The sequence below is a fragment of the Sphingobium sp. genome (genome assembly GCF_048594625.1).
In the GTDB taxonomy this organism is placed as follows: Bacteria; Pseudomonadota; Alphaproteobacteria; order Sphingomonadales; family Sphingomonadaceae; genus Sphingobium.
The window spans coordinates 95,344-113,845 of sequence record NZ_JBMDWL010000106.1 but is presented as its reverse complement, the minus strand read 5'-3'; the positions used below and the strand labels follow the sequence as shown (position 1 = coordinate 113,845).

Genomic DNA, 18,502 nt, shown 5'->3' with positions numbered 1-18,502 from the left:
AAAACGCCGCGATTGTCTCCTTCGCTGTATCGACAGAAGCGATATGGTGGTCCGCCCGACCCCGCCCGTTATCATGAACAGCCCCTTCCATCGGGAGAAAGCCCCCCTATGTCCCTGACCGTCCGCATCCTGATCGCGCTCATTCTGGGGTTGGGAAGCGGCATTGCGCTCACCGAATGGGGTGGCGGATGGGATGGCGATGTCGTCGCGCTGGCCCAGCCCATCGGCAAGGCGTGGCTGGGCGGGCTGCAAATGCCGCTGATCCCGCTCATCTTCGCGCTGCTGGTCACCGGCATCACGCAGGCGGCGACCAGCGCGCGCACCAACGGCATGGCCGGGCGCGCCATCGCCCTGTTCGCCCTGCTGCTGACGGCGGCGGCGAGTGTCGCGGCGCTGATCGGGCCGCTGATGCTGCATATCTGGCCCGTGCCGGCCGGTGCGGTCGGCGCGCTGACGGGGGCGGAGGCCGTGAGCGAAGTGCCCGACGTCCGCCCCTCCGCCGAATGGCTGCTGGGCTTCATCCCGGTCAATCCGCTTCGGTCCGCCAGCGAAGGACAGGTGGTCGCGGTCGTGCTGTTCGCGCTGATCTTCGGCTTTGCGGTCACGCGAATCGCGGCCGATCGGCGGGCGATGCTGACCGGCTTCTTTCAGGCGCTGGCCGACGCGCTGCTGGTCGTGGTCGGATGGGTATTGTGGCTGGCGCCGCTGGGCGTGTTCGCACTGGCGCTGGTCGCAGGCGCGCGATCCGGCCTCGCGACCGCAGGCGCGCTGCTCCATTATATCGGCTTCATCGTGATCATCTGCATCGCGGTGACGCTGCTCGTCTATCCGCTGGTCGTGCTAGCCGGTCGTTGCGGGCCGGGCAGGTTCCTGCGCGCATCCTTGCCCGCGCAGGCCATCGCCTTTTCCACGCAAAGTTCCATCGCGTCGCTGCCCGCCATGATTCAGGCGTGCGACGGTCCTCTGGAAGTGCGCGAAACCACGCGCAGCATCGTGCTGCCGCTGGCCATTTCCCTGTTCCGCATCACCAGCCCACCCGCCAATCTGGGCGTGGCGCTCTATGTCGCGGCGATGAATGGCGTGGCGCTTGGCCCGGCGCAACTCATCATGGGGGTGGCGGTCGCCGCGATCGTCAGCCTGGCAGCGGTCGGCCTGCCCAGCCAGATCACCTTCTTCACCACCACCGGACCCATATGTCTGGCGATGGGGGTGCCGGTGGAGGCGCTGCCGCTGTTGCTGGCGGTGGAAACGGTGCCCGACATCTTCCGCACCGTCGGCAATGTCACCGCCGACGTGGCGACCGCGCGGATCGTGGATCAGGCGGGGAGCACCGAAGCCTGATCGGGGCCACCCGCCCCAAATCCGACGCCCAATCCGGCAGGTTCAGCGCGAACGGTGGCGGATTATATCAGGGCGCCCGCCGCGCCGTGACGATCTTGACCGGCTTTTCCAGCATCTGCCCCTTCATCACACCCTCCCCCGCCGTGGGGGATTTGGGCGCGGCGAGGATCGCCTTCACCACGTCCATCCCCTCCACCACATGGGCGAAGACGGCAAAACCCTGATTGTCGCCGCTCGCCTGTTGCGGCTGCGCGTCCATGCCGGGCATCTTGCCCAACACGATGAAGAAATCCCCAGTCGCGCTGCCCGGTGCATAGCGGGCCATGGACAGCGCGCCGTCATCATGGGTCAGGCCCGTCTGGGTCGTGGGTTCATGTTTGATCGGCGGCAGGATGCGCTTGGGATCATTCTGCGCCCCGCCCTGTACGAAGCCATAATCGGCCGCGCCCACGCCGCGATAGAAGGCCGTGCCGTCCAGCCGTTTCTGATCGACATATTTCAGGAAATTGGCGGCGGTGACCGGCGCCTTGTCCGGGTGGACCGCAATGATGATCAGCCCGGCGTCGGTGGTCAGCGTGACGCGGACATCCTGGGATGCCGGTGGTGGCGCGGGGGGTGGCGGCGCGGCTGGTGACGGCATTGGTGTTTGCGCCGCGACGGGCGACAATGCCAGGAAGGCGGCGGCGAGGAGAGCAAGCTGGCGAATCATGACGCCAGCCTAGCTGCTCCGCGCGTGGAAGCCAGAGCGGAAGATCAGCCTTCCAGCAGGCGCTGAAGCGCGCGGACGTCGGCGTCCATGTCCGGATTGCTTTCGCGCAGCGCCTCGATCGTGCGGACGGCGTGGATCACCGTGCTGTGATCGCGGCCGCCAAAGATGCGGCCGATTTCGGGCAGCGAACGCGGCGTCATCTTCTTGGCCAGATACATCGCCACCTGACGCGGACGGGCCACGGCGCGGGCGCGACGCTTGGACCGCATTTCCGACGGATCGATCTTGAAATGCGCGGCGCAGGCCTTCTGGATTTCATCGACGGTAATGCGACGCGCATTGGCGCGCACCGCGTCGGCCAGCATCTGCTGGGCGAAATCAAGGTCGATCGAACGGCCGGTCAGCTGGCCATAGGCAAGCAGCTTGTTGAACGCGCCTTCCAGTTCGCGCACGTTCGAACGGATCGAACGGGCCAGGAAATCGATGACCGCATCGGGCACCGGCGGATCGCCCGCTACCGCGCGCTTCGCTTCCAGAATCGCAAGGCGCAGGTCGAGGCCAGCGGGCTGAATATCGGCGACAAGGCCACCCGCCAGACGCGACAGGATGCGCGGATCGATCGATTCGAGCAGCTGCGGCGCCCGGTCGGCGGTCACGACGATGCGCGCGCCCGTATCGATCAGGTCGTTGATCGTGTGAAGAAATTCTTCCTGCGTCGACCCCTTGCCCGCGATGAACTGGATGTCGTCGATCAGCAGCAGACGCGCGGCGCGCAGGCGGCCCTTGAACGCCATGGTTTCATTGGCGCGCATGGCGTTGACGAATTCCACCATGAAGCGTTCGGCCGACATGTAGAGAACCGGGGCCGATGGCGAATGGGCGGAAAAGGCGCGCGCGATGCTGTGCAGCAGGTGCGTCTTGCCCTGTCCCGTGCCGCCATGGATGAACAGCGGGCTGAAACGGGGCGTGGCTTCGCCCGCCATCGCCTGCGCCGCGGAACAGGCGAGCCGGTTGGTGTCGCCCACCACAAATTCTTCGAACGCATGGCGCGGCTGGAAATTGGATGCGACGGCAACGGGCGTTTCGACGGCGGCGGGCGCCGCCTGTTCGACATGCACGACCTCCAGCAGGCGCGGGCCGGTCGCGTCGGGCGCCCGGCGCAGGCGAACATCGCGCACCCCGACCCCGGCGCTGCGCCACGCCATGCGCAGGCGGTCGCCAAACTGGCCGGACACGAAATTCGCGCTGAAATCGCTGGCGACCAGCAGGTCCAGCGTCTGCGATTCGGCGCAATAGTCGCCCAGACGCACGGGCTTCAGCCACTGGTCGAACATGCGTGCGCCGACATCGCGGCGAAGACCGGCCCGAATGCCGGTCCAGGCAGCTTCCAGACCAGAATCGGCCTGGCCGACCTCTCCGTCCTGCCAACCAACCACGCGCACCACATCCTTCATAGACTTAGTCGACCCCAACCAATCATGCCCCCTGAATCGGGCAGGACAAAAAGACGCAAAGATAGTTACCCCGGAAACGCCCCCGTTTCCGGCTTCTCCACGACACAATCTTTCATGACGGCCGCCGCAAGGTGATTCGACAGCAGCCGGATTTCAAAATTAGACGGGCCTGCTTCATGGGATCAAGGGCGGTCCGGTTCAAAAAAGTGAAATAAAGCCGTTGACTCAGCAAAGCCCCGGAAATCGGGGCGATTTCAAATTATACCTATATTTCAACGGATTATTTGACGCATTTCTTGGTGCAGCGCGTCGAATCGCCGGAAATTCGCGGATCGCGAAAAATGACGAAACTGTTAAGCACGACGAAAGGCCCGCCCCATTGCTGGAGCGGGCCTTGATTACCGTCAATACCCAGTCGGGTTTTACGCGAGCGCGCTGACAGCCTTGGTCAGGCGGCCGAACTTGCGCGAAGCGGTGTTCTTGTGCAGCACGCCGCGGGCAACGCCACGGGCCAGTTCGGGCTGAACGGTCTGCAGCGCCGTGGTGGCGGCGGCCTTGTCACCAGCGGTGATGGCGGCTTCCACCTTCTTCACCAGGGTGCGGATCCGGCTGATGCGGGCGCCATTGATTGCGGCGCGACGCTCGTTGCGGCGGATGCGCTTCTTGGCTTGCGGCGTATTGGCCATTCTATTCCTCGGTTCTCGTCAAATCTCGGGAAGAGGCCCGCCGAACTGCCGACATGCCTCGTGAAGGAGCGCCCCTTACAGAGTATCCGGGCACCCGTCAACGGATTCGGCCCTTTCAAATTGCGATCGGCGCTATTTCTGGCACGCCGCGCAAAAGAAGGTGGAGCGCCCGCCATCGACGCGGCGCCGCACCGTGCCGCCGCACAGGCAAGCGGCCCCTTCGCGCCCATAGACCCGCCATTGGTTGGAAAAATAGCCCAGTTCCCCGTCGGGCCGCGCATAGTCGCGCAGGGTCGATCCGCCCGCGATGATCGCGGCGGACAGCACGTCGCGAATCGCCTCCACCAGCAGGGCGAGTCGCGGGCGGCTGATCTTGCCCGCCGCCCGCGTGGGCGCGATGCCCGCCATGTTCAGCGCTTCGCACACATAGATATTGCCCAGCCCCGCGACGATCCGCTGGTCGAGCAGCGCCGCCTTGATCGACGTCCCCTTCCCCTTGAGCGCCAGCGCGAGCCGGGTCGCATCGAAATCCGGCCCCAGCGGCTCCGGACCCATGCGGGTAAAGGGGCTGTAGGCGGCCCATGCATCGGCCCGCACCAGATCGACCGATCCGAAACGGCGCGGATCGTTGAGCGAGAGAAGGTGACCGCTGCCGGTTTCCAGCAGCAGATGATCGTGCGTGCCGATTTCCGCCGGATCGATTCGCCAGCGCCCCGACATGCCAAGATGGAATATCATCATGTCGCCGCGATCGGTTTCGATCAGGCCATATTTGGCCCGGCGCGACAGGCCGGTCACTCGTGCCCCCGTCATCCGCTGGCGCAGGTCCACGGGAATGGGAAAGCGCAGGTCCGCGCGGCGCGGCTCCACCCGCGTCAGCACGCTGTCCTGAAGGATGGAGCGCAGGCCCGCAACGGTGGTTTCGACTTCTGGAAGCTCAGGCATGGAATGTCATGTAGGATCGATTGCCCCGCCATGACAGAGGGGAGGCATTAGGGGGGACGCATTTGGGAGAAGGTATCAGGGCAATATATCGGGGTGCAGCATCAAAGCGTGTCGCCCCCGCCTTCGTGCTGGCATGGCGCAGGAACAGCCGCTAGAGCGAACGCCATGAGCGAAACAGCATCCTTCGGCTATCGCGACGTCGATGCCACTGAAAAACAGGGCATGGTCCGCGAAGTCTTTTCCAATGTCGCGGCCAAATATGACCTGATGAACGACGCCATGTCGGGCGGCGCGCATCGATTGTGGAAGGATCAGTTCGTGCGCCGGGTGAAACCGCGCGCCGGCGAACAGATTCTCGACATGGCAGGCGGCACCGGCGACATCGCGTTCCGGATGCACAAACATGGCGCGCATGTGACCGTGTCGGACATCAACCCGGAAATGCTGGCCGTGGGCGTCGAACGCGCCCAGAAAAAGGGCTATGAGAGCCTGATCTGGTCGGAGCAGAATGCCGAAACGCTGACCTTTGGCGACCGGGAATTCGACGCCTACACGATCGCCTTCGGCATCCGCAACGTCACCCATATCGACAAGGCGCTGCGCGAAGCGAACCGGGTGCTGAAGTTCGGCGGCCGTTTCTTCTGCCTGGAATTTTCCACCACGACATGGCCGGGCTTTTCGGACGTCTATGACGTCTATTCGCACAAGCTGGTGCCGCAACTGGGCAAGCTGTTTGCGAACGACGCCGACAGCTATCGCTATCTGATCGAATCGATCCGCCGTTTCCCGCCCATGCCGAAATTCGAATCCATGATCCGCGAAGCGGGCTTCGTGAATACGAAGGTGGAACCGATTTTGGGCGGGCTTGTCGCGATCCATTCGGGCTGGAAGATCTGACGCCATAATGACCGCGCATATCACGCATCTCTGGCGCCTCGTGAAATGGGGCCGCACGCTGGCGCGGCATGGCGCGCTGACCGGTATCGAGCGCGATCCGCTGACGCCTGCGCCCGTCCGTCGCCTCGTCCGCATCGCCCGTTTCGGCGCGCGTGTGCCCAAACAGCCCCGCTATGCCGACGCGTTCCAGTCGATCGGCCCGGCTGCGATCAAGCTGGGCCAGACGCTGGCGACCCGGCCCGATCTGGTCGGCGATCATGCGGCGAACGACCTGCTGCGCCTTCAGGACGCACTGCCGCCCGTGCCGTTCGACACGATCCGCGCCCAGATCGAACAGAGCTTCGGCCGCCCGATAGAGGCGCTTTACAGCCGGTTCGACGAAGAGCCGGTAGGCGCGGCCTCCATCGCGCAGGTGCATCGCGCCGTGACGACCGACGGGCGCGACGTCGCGGTCAAGGTGATCCGCCCCGGCGTGATCGACAAGTTCAACCGCGACATCCAGACCTATGAATGGGCCGCCGCCCATGTGGAGATGCTGGGCGGCGAAATCGCGCGCCTGCGCCCGCGCCTCGTCATCGCGAACATGAAGCGCTGGACGGCGCGCGAACTCGACCTGCGCCGCGAAGCCGCCTCCGCATCCGAACTGGCCGAAGCGATGGAGGCTATGCCGGGATACCGCATCCCCGCCATCGACTGGGACCGCACGACCGGCAAGGTCATGACGATGGAGTGGATCGACGGGATCAAGATTTCCGATCGCGCCGCGCTGATCGCCGCCGGGCATGATGTGAAGGAACTGGCCGCCCGGCTGGTCAACGCCTTCCTGCGGCAGGCGATTGCGGAGGGCTTTTTCCACGCCGACATGCATCAGGGCAATCTGTTCGTGACGCCGTCGGGCGACATCGTCGCGATCGATTTTGGCATCATGGGGCGTATCGACCGGCGCGCGCGCATGTGGCTCGCTGAAATCCTCTATGGCCTCATCACCGGCAATTATAAGCGCGTCGCCGAAATCCATTTCGAGGCGCAATATGTGCCCGGCCATCATGATGTGGCGGAGTTTGCGACGGCCCTGCGCGCCGTGGGCGAGCCGATGCGCGGCAAGGCGGCGAGCGAATTGTCGGTCGGCGGCATGCTGGACGGCCTGTTCGCCATCACCCGCGATTTCGACATGCAGACCCAGCCGCACCTGTTGTTGCTGCAAAAGACGATGGTGATGGTGGAGGGCGTGGCACACACGCTCGATCCCGACATCAATATGTGGGAAACCAGCGGTCCCTATGTGAAGGGGTGGCTGCGCGACGAACTGGGGCCGGAGGCGAAGGCGGCGGACGCGCTCATCGAAAACTGGCGCATCCTGCAACGGCTGCCCGCGCTGGTGAAGCGGGTCGAGGATGCCTTCCCCGAAAAGGGCGGCGCCCCGCCCCCGCCCCCGCTGACGGAAGTGAAGCTGATCCGCGTGGGCGGCGGCTGGCGCTATGCCGCCGTGGCGGCGATCGCGGCGCTGGCTGGCATAGTCGGCTCGGCGGTCCTACATATCCAGATATGACGAAACGCGTTCTCCTGATCGTGTCCGGCGGGATTGCCGCCTATAAATCGCTGGAACTGGTGCGCGCGCTGCGCAGGCGCGGCGTGGCCGTGCGCGCGGTGCTGACGGGCAGCGCGCAGCAGTTCGTGACGCCGCTGTCGCTGGGCGTGCTGACGGAGGATCATGTCTATGGCGACATGTTCGACCTGAAGGAAGAACGGGAAATCGGCCATATCCAGCTGTCGCGGCAGGCCGATCTGGTCGTCGTCGCGCCCGCGACCGCCAATATCCTGGCCAAGATGGCGAACGGCATCGCCGACGATCTGGCCACCACCCTGCTGCTGGCGACCGACAAGCCGGTGCTGGCCGTGCCCGCCATGAATGTGCGCATGTGGCACCACTGCGCGACGCAGCGCAATCTGGCCCAGCTGCGCGCCGACGGCGTGCATGTGATGGAGCCGGACAGCGGCGAAATGGCCTGCGGCGAATATGGCAAGGGGCGCCTGCCCGAACCCGAAGCCATCGCGGACGAGATAGAGCGGCTGCTCCAAACGCCGTTCGCTTCGAGCGAAGTCGGGAAGCCTGTTCGCCAGCCGGTTCTCGACACGCGCGAACCCAACGGAGCGTTGGCCGGTCGCCACGTCCTCATCACCGCCGGTCCCACGCATGAGCCGATCGACCCGGTGCGCTATATCGCCAACCGCTCGTCGGGGAAGCAGGGCTTCGCCATCGCCGCCGCCGCCGCGCGGGCCGGTGCGCGGGTCACTCTGGTCGCAGGACCGGTGCACCTGCCCACCCCGCCCGGCGTCGATCGCGTGGACGTGGAAACCGCACGGCAGATGCTGGCGGCGGTCGAAGGCGCCCTGCCCGCCGACGCCGCCATCATGGTCGCCGCCGTTGCCGACTGGCGCACGGCCGACGCCGCCGACCAGAAGCTGAAGAAAGACGGATCGGGGCAGCCCGCGCCGCTGGCTCTGGTCGAAAATCCGGACATTCTCGCGACACTCGGCCATCATGCGCAGCGCCCCGCCTTATTGGTGGGCTTTGCCGCGGAAACCCAGAAGATCGCCGAACATGCGCAGGCCAAGCTGGCGCGCAAGGGCGCGGACTGGATCGTCGCCAATGACGTGTCCGGCGGCGTGATGGGCGGCGATGACAACAGCGTGCAGATCGTCAGCGCCCAAGGCATCGACGTCTGGCCCGCCATGCCCAAGGATCAGGTTGCCGACCGGCTGATCGACAGGATCGCCAGCGCCCTGTCCGGCAGGGGCTGACGCCCGGACGACCGGTATTACGGCCGTCCGGCGCATCGGTGATGGACTATTGCCCCGCCGGGGACAGTTCGCCCGCCAGCTGCGGCAGGCCGTCCGGTCCCGCCATCGCCCAGTCCACCAGCACGGTCGGGTCGAGACCGCCGTCGCGCATGGCCTTGGCGAATTCGGCCACATCCTTGCGGTTGAGGCCTGCGATATGATCCGCGATGGCGGGCGTCACCGCCTTGCCGATCGCCTGCAGGATGAAGCTGCCGCCGCTGCTTTCCTTCAGCGCCTGTTGCAGCGCGGGCAGGTCCACGCCCGCCGCCCTGGCAAGGGCAAAGGCTTCCACCACATTGCGCATGTTGGACACGGTCAGGATGTTGTTCAGCAGCTTCGTCATCTGCCCCGCCCCCGCCGCGCCCATCAGGGGCATGTTGCGGCTGTGGCAGGCGATGATCGCGCGGCACCGTTCCAGCGTCTGCGCATCTCCACCCACGAAACAGGTCATGGTCCGCGCGACCGCACCGGGGCGGCCGCCGCTGACCGGCGCGTCGAGATAGGCGATGTCCAGCTTCGCCAGCCGTGCGGCGATATGCCGCGCCGCGTCCGGATCGCCGGTGGCATGGTTGATGACCACGCTGCCCGGCTTCAGTGCCGCCGCGACATTCTGCGCGAACAGCAGATCTTCCAGTTCCGCGTCACCGGGCAGGCACAGGCACAGAAAATCAACCATGCCGGCAAGCGCGCCCGGCCCGTCCGCCCGTTCGAACGAGACATCACCCAGACCGGCATAGGACCGGTCGTTGCGCGCCCAGACGTGCAGATCATGCGCCTCCGCAATGGCGATGGCCATCGGCGCGCCCTGATCACCAAGGCCGATGAAGCCGACGCGCCCGGTCATGCCGCACCCCCGACCATGGCTTCGGCCATATCCCACAGGCGATCGGCATTGACCGGGTCCAGCGCATAGGGCGCCACGCCCGCGACGCGCCCGTCCGGCCGCGCGGTGACGACCGGCGCTTCGTTGCAATCCTCGAAATACCGGCCGCTCACGCCATCCAGCAGCGGCGATCCCGCCAGCAGCACGGACGTTGCGGCACCCTGTTCCGCCGTCTTGCGCCAGATTTCGGGCGTCTGAAGGCCGCCGGTGTGGCGTTGAAGATTGGTTGCGATCGCGCCGGGGTGCACGGCGTTGCTGGTGATGCCGCTATCCTTCCACCGCTGCGTGATCGCGACGGAAAGGAGGATGCAGGCCGTCTTCGACTGGGCATAGGCGAGCAGCGGATCGTAGCGGGCGAAGCGGAAATCGGGATCGTCCCACAGCACCGGGCCGTACAGGCTGCCCGTCGATGCAACGGACACGACCCGCCCCTTCGCCTGTTTCAGCGCGTCGTACAGTCCGCAGGTCAGCACGAAATGGCCAAGGAAATTCGTCGCGAACTGCATTTCCCGTCCTTCGGCGGTGCGTTCGATCGACGGCAGCGCCATGATCCCGGCATTGTTGACCAGCGCGTCGACAGGGCCGCTCCACTGATCGACGAAGCGACGGACCGACGCCATGTCGGAAAGGTCCATCTGCGCCACGTCGATCCGGCCAGCAGGCGCGGCGGCGCGCAGTTCATCGACCACGGGCGCAGCCGTTTCGGGATTGCGCGCGGTCAGCGTGACATGGGCGCCAGCGGCGGCCAGCGCGCGGACGACTTCCTTGCCGACGCCGCCATTGCCGCCGGTGACGATCATGGTCTTTCCGGAAAGGTCGACGCCCTCCAACACCTGGGCGGCCGTGGTCGCAAATTCGAACGGGGTCTGGATCATGACTGCAATATCTCCTTCACAACTGTTGCGGGGGAGATGGTGCGCAATCATCGTCTGGGCTAGTGGGACATAATGACACAGCCCGATGAGTTATTTCGAACAGTCTCCCGGCTTGCGCCATCCGAACTGGCGGCCTTCGAAGCGGTGGCCCGGCATGGCGGATTTCGCGCGGCGGCGCGGGCGACCGGTGCCAGCGCATCGGCGCTCAGCCATGCGGTGGCGGGGCTGGAACGGCGGGTCGGCGCGCAACTGCTGCTGCGCAGCAGCCGGAACGTGTCGCTGACGCAGGCGGGGCAGGCACTGCTGTCGGTCCTGCGCCCCGCGGTGCAGCAGATTGCGGAGGCTGTGCAACAGATCAACGCCCGCGATGCGCAGCCATCCGGCCTGATCCGCCTCAACGCCTCCACCGCGTCGATCGAACAGGTGATGGAATCGCTGCTCATCCCCTTCCTGCGGTCCGCGCCGCTGGTCAGGATCGAAATTCAGGGCGACGCGGCGCTGGTGGATATAGCGGAAGGACGGTTCGATTGTGGCATCCGCCTGCTGGATCAGGCGCCCGCCGACATGATCGCGATCCCGGTCGGCGCGCCGACGCAGCAGCATATCGTCGTGGGTGCGCCCGCCTATCTGGAAAAGGCGCCGTCGCTTTCCATGCCGTCGGATCTGGCCATGCATCAATGCATCCAGCTGCGCCTGTCGCCCGGCACCGTCTATCGCTGGGAATTTACCCATGACGACAAGAGCTTCACCGTGCGCACCCACGGGCCGCTGATCGTCGATTCATCGCGGCTGGCGTTGCAGGCGGCGGTAGGCGGGCTGGGCCTGGCCTACGTCACCCGCTGGCTGGCGGCCGATGCGCTGAACGCCGGGCATGTGGTGCAGCTGCTGGACGAATGGACGCCACCCTATCCCGGCCTTGGCCTTTATTATCCGCGCAACCGCCACATCAATCCGGCGATGCGCGCCTTCGTCGACTATCTGCGCGCCCGATATGTGGAAAAGGGTGCGGATCGGTAGGCCCCGGTCCGGTCGAATCAGTCGATCAGCCCGGCGACCTCGCCAACGGCGTCGATCAACGCGGCGCGCAACGGTTCCAGAACATCGCCGGTCACCTGATGTTCGAAGCCGATCAAAGCAATGCCGCGATGCACGCCATCGGGCGAATAGGGCAGCGCCGCCGCCGCGATGGCCAGCCCCCGCACATAATGGCCATGATCGACCGCCGTCTTTTCGATGCGGGCCTGCTGCACCTGATCATACCAGTCGTCGAATGTCGGAGCCTGATCCCAGCGCAGCGCGTCGAATTTCTTCCTGAGTGCGGCCTTGTCCAGCCCCGACTGGGCGGCAAAGCAACGCCCGGATGCGCTGAGCAGCGCGGGAAACCGGTTGCCGACATCGACATGCAGGCTGATCGCGCCACCGGGGCGGGAAATCGCCACGACGATCATCCTTTCCTTCCCGTCCACTTCCAGCGCGACCGCCGTGACCGGGAACCGGTCAACCAGCCGATCCAGCACCGGCTGCACCGCGCGCGGGAAACTGCTGTTCGCCAGCGCCGCCCGCACCAGCGTGATCAGGCCCGCCGCGGTGCGATAGGTTTTGCGATGGTCGTCGAAATTGACGAACCCTTCCTCCACCAGCGCCCGAAGGACGTGCAGACAGGTGCTGGGCACCAGTTCGGCCCGGCGCGCAATCTCGCTGACCCCCAATCCTCTGGGTTCGGCGGACAACAGGCGCAGGATGGTGGCCGCCCGTGCGACCGCAGGCGCGCGGCTGCGCGGCGCATCCAGCATGTCGGCGGCATCGGGTTCCATGTCCGTCAAACCCTGATCTTCATTCGGCATGGAGCGTGTCGCCTTATATCCTGTGTCCTGTCCCGCTGTAGTCACAGAAGGCCCGACGCGCCAGCTTTGCCATCGGATAGGCCACGCGCCGTTGCCAGCATGCAATGGCAAAGCCGGATCAGAGCCGCCCCAATATCGACACCGCAGACACGCCCAGATAGGGGACGCCGCCCAGATTATGAGTCAAACCGAAATCCAGATGGGGCAATTGCCGATCCCCTGCCCGTCCCAGCAGTTGCAGATAGATTTCATAGGCCATGCGCAACCCCGATGCCCCGATCGGATGGCCGAAACATTTCAGCCCCCCATCGATCTGGCAGGGGATGACGCCATCGGCATCATATCGGCCGTCCAGAACATCATGCACCGCCCGGCCATCGTCCGACAGGCCCAGATCCTCCATGGTGACCAGTTCGGTGACCGAAAAACAGTCATGCACCTCCACCAGGCCGATGTCGGCGCGCGGATCGCTGATCCCCGCTTCGGCATAGGCCTTTGCGGCGGCGATGCGCGTATTGCGCACGAAGCTGCCGTCCCATGCGTTCATCCCGGTTTCCCGGCCCGACGATATGGACAGTTGCACCGCCTTCACCGTGACGATGTCGGTTCGGCCCATCGATCTGGCGATTTCGGGCGTGGTGACGATCGCGCAGGCCGCGCCATCGGACACGCCGCAACAATCGAACAGGCCCAGCGGCTCGGCAATGATCGGCGCGTCCAGGATCGCATCCATCGACACCGCCTTGCGCAGGTGGGCCTTGGGCGATTTCACGCCATTTTGATGACTTTTCCAGGATATATGGGCAAGCGCGCGTTTCAGATCATCTCTCGCCATGCCATGGCGCGCCCGATATCCCGCCGCCAGTTGCGCAAAGCCCGCAGGGGCGGACACCATGGGCAGCCACAGATCGTTGAACGTGCCCTTGGTCTGTACGGGCAAGCCGCCATAGCCCGTGTCCTTGAGCTTTTCCGATCCGATCGCCATGGCGAAATCGACAGCGCCCGACGCAACGGCATAGACGGCCCCACGCAACGCTTCCGTCCCCGTCGCGCACATATTTTCCATGCGGCTGACCGGAATGCCGTCGAGCCGAAGAGCCGTTGCCGCCGGTATCGCGGAATTGCCGACGTTGATCCGGTCGAAACAGGAACCGGCCCATACCGCCTCTATCTGATCCCGTTCGATGCCAGCATCGGCCAGCGCCTCGTCAAAGGCTTCGGCCAGCAACCGATCGGTGCCCGCATCCCACCGTTCCCCGAAACGGGAACAGCCCATGCCCAATATGGCGACCTTATCCTTGATACCGGCAGCCATGGTGGCGCCTCCTTCCTGTCCGACTGGTCAAAGTGCAGGCGCCGCTTTCCAGAAATATCGGCAATAGCCCCGAACATCGTCGCGTTCCTTGATCCGGAAACACATGGTGAGCGGCGTGCCGACGTCGAAATCCTGCGGATCGACATCGACAAATTCCATCAACAGACGCGCGCCATTGTCGAACTGCGCAAAGCCCGCGTAAAGCGGGGGTGAGGGATAATACATGAGCGCGTCGGCGGTATATGTCAGCACGCGCGCCGTCAGATCGGCAAGCGGCACCTGCGTCATGGCAGAGGCGGACGCCTGACAATTGACGCAATAGCTGAGTTGCGGAAACTGCACCTGCGCGCAGGACCGGCACTGGCCTGCGACGAACCCGCCGATCTGGCGCGACGATCGATATTGTTCGGTCAGCGCCGTTTTCGTGTCGCGTTCCGCCCGCATGCCCCAGTCCGGGGCGATTTCGCCATAAAATGCCGCCATTTGCGCATAGGCATTTCTGCTTCTGCCGCTGGCGATGATGTCTGCGGTGCGGCGGGCCGGTCGGGCGGCTGTAATCGACGGCGTGGTCCGCAGGACGAGTATATCGCAGCCCTGACCAAAGCCGACCACGACGATCACTTCATGCGCGCCTGCGCCGTCCAGCACATTGGCCAGCATCATCGGCGCATGCGCCGCCCCGGCATAACCGCCATCGTCGGTCAGGGGATCGGCCACCGTTTCGGGCGCGATGCCCGCCGCCCGCGCAACGGGCGCAGCGGCATTTTTGAGCGGCGCGGCGAAGATGAAATGGCGCACCATGTCCGCCGATACGCCCGCATCGTCCAGGGCGGCCCGGACCGATTGCCCGACCAGTTTGGCATAGCCTTCTTCGCGGATCCAGCGTTCTTCCCAATAATAGTCATGCGATGCCGCGGCGGCGCGGAAATGATCGACGAACAAAGTCGTCATGCTGGCGCGGCCCATCAGTTCCACCGCAACATCATCGCCATTGCCGAGCAGAAATGCCGCAGCGCCAGCGCCATATTGCATTTCCTGCACACTGGCCGGGCGCGCCCGAAGCCGGTCCGAAGCGATGATCAGCGCGCCGTCGCGACCGGACTGCAGGCCATCACCCAGCGCCGCGATTCCGGCGCGGTGCGAACCGCCGACATCGATCGCCTGCACCCTGTCATCCAGCCGCAGAGCCACGGCTGCGACGGCGCTGGATTGCAGAATGGCGGCGGGCGATGTCGTGGATGCGACCTGTATGGCGCGCACCATGCCACGGTCGCGATCGCCCAGACAGTGTCTGGACGCCTCCACCGCCATGGTCACCGCATCTTCATCCCAGTTGCAATAGGCCCTGCGCCCCGTCGCGAGCGAGCGGAGCGATGGCGCCATCCACTGATGCGCGTCGGCGATGGCGGACCGCAGCAGTCGGGCTCTGGGCAGATAGCTGCCCCATGCGGAAATACCGGTCGCCATCACGCCGCTCCGGCCATGGCGCTTATAGCGGGGCTATGACCGGGCGCGTCGGCGATGGTTGCGGGCAATGCGATCTGCGCGCCCCCTCTATCCAGAACGACGACGCCCCGGTCCCTGGACGTCGCGCGAAAGCGGACATCCGCCCCGTCCACAAACAGCTCGACCCGCAATATATCGCCTGGATAGACGGGTTGACTGAACCGCGCCGACAGCGCGGTCATTCGTTCGGGCACACCAGCACATAATGTCTGCGTCAACGCCAGACAGGCCGCGCCGAAGGTCGACAGGCCATGCAGGATCGGCCGTTCGAACCCGGCCCGCACCGCGACCGCCGGGTCGATATGCAGCGGATTATAATCGCCGCTCAACCGGTAGATCAGCGCCTGTCCAGCAGCCGTTTCGATGTCCAGCACATGATCCGCTTCGCGTTGCGGCATTGGCTGCGCGCCCGCAGGCGCCCCCCCCCATGACCCGCAACCGCCATCGCCCCGACAGGCATAGACCGACCTGACACTGCATATCGGCGCACCATCGTCGGCATCGAACAGCCGCTTTTCGAAATGGATGAAGGCGCCACGCTGATCGCCCCTGTCGTCGATGCATAATATCTCATGTTCCGCGATCACTTCCCCCACAGGGTGGAGCGGACGATGAAAGGTCATCGCCTGTTCGCCATGGACGATGCGGGCATAGTCGATGCCAAGCCCCGGTTCCGCCAGCCATGCGCCGGGATAGCAGAGGGTCGATGCCTGAGAAGGCAATATGCGCAGTTGTTTTTCGTACAGGAACGGCAGTTCGGCTGTCGCCATCGGGTCGCGACCGGCCCCCACGCCCAACGCGTAAAGGATCGTATCCCTTGCCCCATAAGCCTGCCGCACCAGCGGAAACGGCCTGTTGACGACGGCGTCGAGGTTCATGGTCGCTCTCCCAGCATCATGCCGTGACGCTAACCAAGTCATTCTATATTGACAATGGATATTTCATATATCAAATATTTGGCCAATGGGCGATCAGCGTCGCCCTGCGCGAAAGGCCAATAAATGACGGGTGAATTGCTGGAGGGGAAAGTCGTCGTCGTGACCGGCGCGGGCAACGGCATCGGCGCGGAAATCGCCAAGCTGGCGGCCGCAAAGGGCGCCAGCGTGGTCGTCAACGACCTGGGCGTATCGCAATCGGGCAGCGGGACGGACAGCGCCCCGGCCGAACGGGTGGCGGAAGAAATCAGGGCCGCCGGTGGACGCGCCATCCCCAGCTTTCACAGCGTGGCGGGATGGGACAGCGCGCACGCGATCATCGATGATGCCGTGGCCGCCTTTGGCAGGGTCGACGCGGTCGTGAACAATGCGGGCGTGCTGCGCGACCGGATGTTCCACAAGATGTCCGAGGATGACTGGAACATCGTCATCGACGTGACCCTGTCGGGCTATTTCCACGTATCGCGCGCCGCCGCCAACCTGTTCAAGGATCAGCAGAGCGGATGCTATATCCATATGTCATCGACTTCGGGTCTGATCGGCAATTTCGGGCAGGTCAGCTATGGCGCGGCCAAAATGGGGGTCGCCGGCCTGTCCAAATGCATTGCGCTGGACCTGTCCCGCTTCAACGTGCGATCCAACTGCATCGCGCCCTTCGCCTTTACCCGCATGACCGGGTCGATCCCCGATACACCGGAAAACAAGCATCGTCTGGATGTGTTGCAGCGCATGACGGCGGCCAAGATCGCCCCCTTCACCGTTGCGCTGATGGCGGACGATGCGGCCGACATCAGCGGCCAGATATTCGCCGTGCGCAACAATGAAATCGTCCTTTTTTCGCAGCCCCGCCCCATCCGCACGGCGCAGACGTCGGACGGCTGGACCCCGGAAAGCTGCGTGGAAACCGCTCTGCCCGCTTTCCGCCCGTCGCTTTATCCGCTGGACCGGTCTTCGGATGTTTTCACCTGGGATCCCTTCTGACGGCCTTGCCGTTCAAAGGCCTGCATGCGGAGCGCCCATGACATCTGTGGGCGCTCCTTTTTTTATGGCGTGGATGAACATGAAAAGGGGGGAGCAGGACCATCGTCCCGCTCCCCCCTTTTCATTTCCTGACGGATGGCTTCAGCTTTTGGCGGGAAGCTCGACTATCGCCGATCCGATGACGGACAATTCGCCGCGATGGGTTTCGCCCCGCTGCTGAATTTCGACGAGCTTGCGTCCATTTTCCTCGAACTTGCGGATGACCGATCCGTCGATGAAGATGACGTCGCCATCGGGATTATGACGCCGGACCTGACATTTGGATTTCCGCAGGAAGCCATCGTCCCCTGCCCAGTTGGTGATATGATGGGTCAGCCAGGAACAGCGTTCGGGGCCATAGTCATAGGCGCCGGGCGCGCCGACCTCCAGCGCGAACGCCTCGTCCCAATGCACCCGTTCCGGGCAGTCGGGCACGTTGAAGCGATTGGGAATGCCCAGTCCCGGATGCTTGGCGAACATGTTCCACGCGATCTTGTTCGCCCGGATATAGAGGCCGCCCCAGCCCTGCGCGTAACAGATGAAGCCCGTGACGGTCATCGGCCCCTTGATCATGCGCGGCAACGCCTCGCCGACATTGACGTCGTCCCAGTAACGGGTCGCCGCGCCGCGCACTTCTTCCTTTGCATACATGTCGGCGAACTGCGCCAGCTGATCCTGTGTGAACGGTTCCACCCGGCCGCGCGCTTCGGTATATTTGGTGCCGCGTTCGCGCGCCTCGTCACGGTCGGTGCGAAAGACGTAGGAATCGCATTCCGCCACCAGATCGCCATGCTGGTTGAAGAAATCGACATGATAGATTTGCTGGAACGCGCGCCCGGCAAAACGGGTCTGATGTTCGACCAGATCCTTCAGATGCGCCTGCGTGCGGATGACGTCGTCGCGCAGGACGGGCTTGTGCCAGGTCCAGTCCGCCCCCGCCCACATCGCATGCACGCCCGCCAGCCCGCCGCAATAGCCGGATACGATCCGGCTGGTCGAAAACAGGAAACTGGGCAGCGCCACGATCGACCCATATCTGCTCTTTTCCGCATAGGCCGGGTCACACCAGAGCGGGTTATCGTCGCCGATGCCATGCGCGTAATGGCGGATCGCATCGCGTGATGCTTCATAATTCCACGGTTCGACCGTGTCGGTGATCGCCACGCCGATACGCTTGCGCAGATCGTCCAGACCCGCTTCGGTGATTTTCGGAAACCGGTTGCGGGTTTCTTCAGCCAGAGTAGCCATATC

17 protein-coding genes are annotated in these 18,502 nt (G+C 64.7%); 6 read left to right on the top strand and 11 right to left on the bottom strand.

Features of this window, described 5'->3' with window-relative positions; all coding sequences use genetic code 11:
* Positions 1-108: 108 nt before the first annotated feature.
* The gene (locus ACOJSJ_RS14005; RefSeq protein WP_420145585.1) at positions 109-1,341 is read left to right on the top strand and encodes a dicarboxylate/amino acid:cation symporter; all 1,233 of its coding nucleotides are present in this window, start codon (positions 109-111) and stop codon (positions 1,339-1,341) included.
* Between the two features lie 67 nt (positions 1,342-1,408).
* On the opposite strand, the gene ACOJSJ_RS14000 is transcribed toward ACOJSJ_RS14005, so the two are convergent.
* The 4 genes from ACOJSJ_RS14000 to mutM all read right to left on the bottom strand — a co-directional run bounded on the left by ACOJSJ_RS14000 (position 1,409) and on the right by mutM (position 5,135).
* Positions 1,409-2,050 carry a peptidylprolyl isomerase gene (locus ACOJSJ_RS14000; protein ID WP_420145584.1) on the bottom strand — a complete coding sequence of 214 codons (642 nt, stop codon included), beginning with the start codon at positions 2,048-2,050 and terminating at the stop codon, positions 1,409-1,411.
* Positions 2,051-2,094: 44 nt separating this feature from the next.
* Positions 2,095-3,504 (bottom strand): chromosomal replication initiator protein DnaA, encoded by a 1,410-nt coding sequence (gene dnaA / locus ACOJSJ_RS13995; RefSeq protein ID WP_420145583.1) that lies wholly within the window; start codon positions 3,502-3,504, stop codon positions 2,095-2,097.
* A gap of 422 nt (positions 3,505-3,926) precedes the next feature.
* Positions 3,927-4,190: a 30S ribosomal protein S20 gene (gene rpsT / locus ACOJSJ_RS13990; RefSeq protein ID WP_420145582.1), complete on the bottom strand. Its 264-nt coding sequence runs from the start codon at positions 4,188-4,190 to the stop codon at positions 3,927-3,929.
* A gap of 132 nt (positions 4,191-4,322) precedes the next feature.
* Positions 4,323-5,135: a bifunctional DNA-formamidopyrimidine glycosylase/DNA-(apurinic or apyrimidinic site) lyase gene (gene mutM, locus ACOJSJ_RS13985; protein WP_420145581.1), complete on the bottom strand. Its 813-nt coding sequence runs from the start codon at positions 5,133-5,135 to the stop codon at positions 4,323-4,325.
* 165 nt (positions 5,136-5,300) lie between these two features.
* Between mutM and ACOJSJ_RS13980 the strand changes: the two genes are divergently transcribed.
* From ACOJSJ_RS13980 to coaBC, 3 genes are read left to right on the top strand one after another with little or no spacing between them, the layout of a single operon-like run.
* Positions 5,301-6,032, top strand: a complete 732-nt coding sequence (locus ACOJSJ_RS13980) for a class I SAM-dependent methyltransferase (RefSeq protein WP_420145580.1) — start codon at positions 5,301-5,303, stop codon at positions 6,030-6,032.
* Positions 6,033-6,039: 7 nt separating this feature from the next.
* Positions 6,040-7,581 (top strand): 2-polyprenylphenol 6-hydroxylase, encoded by a 1,542-nt coding sequence (ubiB, locus tag ACOJSJ_RS13975; RefSeq protein ID WP_420145579.1) that lies wholly within the window; start codon positions 6,040-6,042, stop codon positions 7,579-7,581.
* Complete coding sequence (coaBC, locus tag ACOJSJ_RS13970; protein ID WP_420145578.1) at positions 7,578-8,834, top strand: bifunctional phosphopantothenoylcysteine decarboxylase/phosphopantothenate--cysteine ligase CoaBC; 1,257 nt, start codon at positions 7,578-7,580, stop codon at positions 8,832-8,834. Before ubiB ends, coaBC begins: the two co-directional genes overlap by 4 nt.
* Before the next feature lie 46 nt (positions 8,835-8,880).
* On the opposite strand, the gene ACOJSJ_RS13965 is transcribed toward coaBC, so the two are convergent.
* Positions 8,881-9,717: an NAD(P)-dependent oxidoreductase gene (locus tag ACOJSJ_RS13965; protein WP_420145577.1), complete on the bottom strand. Its 837-nt coding sequence runs from the start codon at positions 9,715-9,717 to the stop codon at positions 8,881-8,883.
* The gene (locus ACOJSJ_RS13960) at positions 9,714-10,631 is read right to left on the bottom strand and encodes an SDR family NAD(P)-dependent oxidoreductase (protein WP_420145576.1); all 918 of its coding nucleotides are present in this window, start codon (positions 10,629-10,631) and stop codon (positions 9,714-9,716) included. Before ACOJSJ_RS13960 ends, ACOJSJ_RS13965 begins: the two co-directional genes overlap by 4 nt.
* A 72-nt stretch (positions 10,632-10,703) precedes the next feature.
* Between ACOJSJ_RS13960 and ACOJSJ_RS13955 the strand changes: the two genes are divergently transcribed.
* Positions 10,704-11,648 carry a LysR family transcriptional regulator gene (locus tag ACOJSJ_RS13955; RefSeq protein ID WP_420145575.1) on the top strand — a complete coding sequence of 315 codons (945 nt, stop codon included), beginning with the start codon at positions 10,704-10,706 and terminating at the stop codon, positions 11,646-11,648.
* Positions 11,649-11,665: 17 nt separating this feature from the next.
* Here the strand turns inward: ACOJSJ_RS13955 and ACOJSJ_RS13950 are convergent, their stop codons facing one another.
* The 4 genes from ACOJSJ_RS13950 to ACOJSJ_RS13935 form a co-directional block, all read right to left on the bottom strand.
* Complete coding sequence (locus ACOJSJ_RS13950) at positions 11,666-12,475, bottom strand: IclR family transcriptional regulator (protein ID WP_420145574.1); 810 nt, start codon at positions 12,473-12,475, stop codon at positions 11,666-11,668.
* Between the two features lie 118 nt (positions 12,476-12,593).
* Positions 12,594-13,790 (bottom strand): acetyl-CoA acetyltransferase, encoded by a 1,197-nt coding sequence (locus tag ACOJSJ_RS13945; RefSeq protein WP_420145573.1) that lies wholly within the window; start codon positions 13,788-13,790, stop codon positions 12,594-12,596.
* A gap of 27 nt (positions 13,791-13,817) precedes the next feature.
* Positions 13,818-15,257: a zinc ribbon domain-containing protein gene (locus ACOJSJ_RS13940; protein WP_420145572.1), complete on the bottom strand. Its 1,440-nt coding sequence runs from the start codon at positions 15,255-15,257 to the stop codon at positions 13,818-13,820.
* Positions 15,257-16,174 (bottom strand): MaoC/PaaZ C-terminal domain-containing protein, encoded by a 918-nt coding sequence (locus ACOJSJ_RS13935; protein WP_420145571.1) that lies wholly within the window; start codon positions 16,172-16,174, stop codon positions 15,257-15,259. The genes ACOJSJ_RS13940 and ACOJSJ_RS13935 overlap by 1 nt, the downstream gene beginning before the upstream one ends.
* 123 nt (positions 16,175-16,297) lie before the next feature.
* Between ACOJSJ_RS13935 and ACOJSJ_RS13930 the strand changes: the two genes are divergently transcribed.
* Positions 16,298-17,212, top strand: a complete 915-nt coding sequence (locus ACOJSJ_RS13930) for an SDR family NAD(P)-dependent oxidoreductase (protein ID WP_420145570.1) — start codon at positions 16,298-16,300, stop codon at positions 17,210-17,212.
* Between the two features lie 141 nt (positions 17,213-17,353).
* Here ACOJSJ_RS13930 and ACOJSJ_RS13925 read toward each other — a convergent pair whose 3' ends face one another.
* On the bottom strand, positions 17,354-18,499 hold the full coding sequence (locus ACOJSJ_RS13925; protein ID WP_420145569.1) for an FAS1-like dehydratase domain-containing protein: 1,146 nt from the start codon (positions 18,497-18,499) through the stop codon (positions 17,354-17,356).
* Positions 18,500-18,502 lie beyond the last annotated feature (3 nt).

Bases quoted from the DNA above. Each gene is read 5' to 3' on its own strand.
- ACOJSJ_RS13980 (WP_420145580.1), top strand. From the start codon at position 5,301: ATGAGCGAAACAGCATCCTTCGGCTATCGCGACGTCGATGCCACTGAA.
- ACOJSJ_RS14005 (WP_420145585.1), top strand. From the start codon at position 109: ATGTCCCTGACCGTCCGCATCCTGATCGCGCTCATTCTGGGGTTGGGA.
- ACOJSJ_RS13950 (WP_420145574.1), bottom strand. From the start codon at position 12,475: ATGCCGAATGAAGATCAGGGTTTGACGGACATGGAACCCGATGCCGCC.
- ACOJSJ_RS13935 (WP_420145571.1), bottom strand. From the start codon at position 16,174: ATGAACCTCGACGCCGTCGTCAACAGGCCGTTTCCGCTGGTGCGGCAG.
- coaBC (WP_420145578.1), top strand. From the start codon at position 7,578: ATGACGAAACGCGTTCTCCTGATCGTGTCCGGCGGGATTGCCGCCTAT.
- dnaA (WP_420145583.1), bottom strand. From the start codon at position 3,504: ATGAAGGATGTGGTGCGCGTGGTTGGTTGGCAGGACGGAGAGGTCGGC.
- ACOJSJ_RS13955 (WP_420145575.1), top strand. From the start codon at position 10,704: ATGACACAGCCCGATGAGTTATTTCGAACAGTCTCCCGGCTTGCGCCA.
- rpsT (WP_420145582.1), bottom strand. From the start codon at position 4,190: ATGGCCAATACGCCGCAAGCCAAGAAGCGCATCCGCCGCAACGAGCGT.
- ACOJSJ_RS13965 (WP_420145577.1), bottom strand. From the start codon at position 9,717: ATGACCGGGCGCGTCGGCTTCATCGGCCTTGGTGATCAGGGCGCGCCG.
- ACOJSJ_RS13945 (WP_420145573.1), bottom strand. From the start codon at position 13,790: ATGGCTGCCGGTATCAAGGATAAGGTCGCCATATTGGGCATGGGCTGT.
- mutM (WP_420145581.1), bottom strand. From the start codon at position 5,135: ATGCCTGAGCTTCCAGAAGTCGAAACCACCGTTGCGGGCCTGCGCTCC.
- ubiB (WP_420145579.1), top strand. From the start codon at position 6,040: ATGACCGCGCATATCACGCATCTCTGGCGCCTCGTGAAATGGGGCCGC.
- ACOJSJ_RS13960 (WP_420145576.1), bottom strand. From the start codon at position 10,631: ATGATCCAGACCCCGTTCGAATTTGCGACCACGGCCGCCCAGGTGTTG.
- ACOJSJ_RS13940 (WP_420145572.1), bottom strand. From the start codon at position 15,257: ATGGCGACCGGTATTTCCGCATGGGGCAGCTATCTGCCCAGAGCCCGA.
- ACOJSJ_RS13925 (WP_420145569.1), bottom strand. From the start codon at position 18,499: ATGGCTACTCTGGCTGAAGAAACCCGCAACCGGTTTCCGAAAATCACC.
- ACOJSJ_RS14000 (WP_420145584.1), bottom strand. From the start codon at position 2,050: ATGATTCGCCAGCTTGCTCTCCTCGCCGCCGCCTTCCTGGCATTGTCG.
- ACOJSJ_RS13930 (WP_420145570.1), top strand. From the start codon at position 16,298: ATGACGGGTGAATTGCTGGAGGGGAAAGTCGTCGTCGTGACCGGCGCG.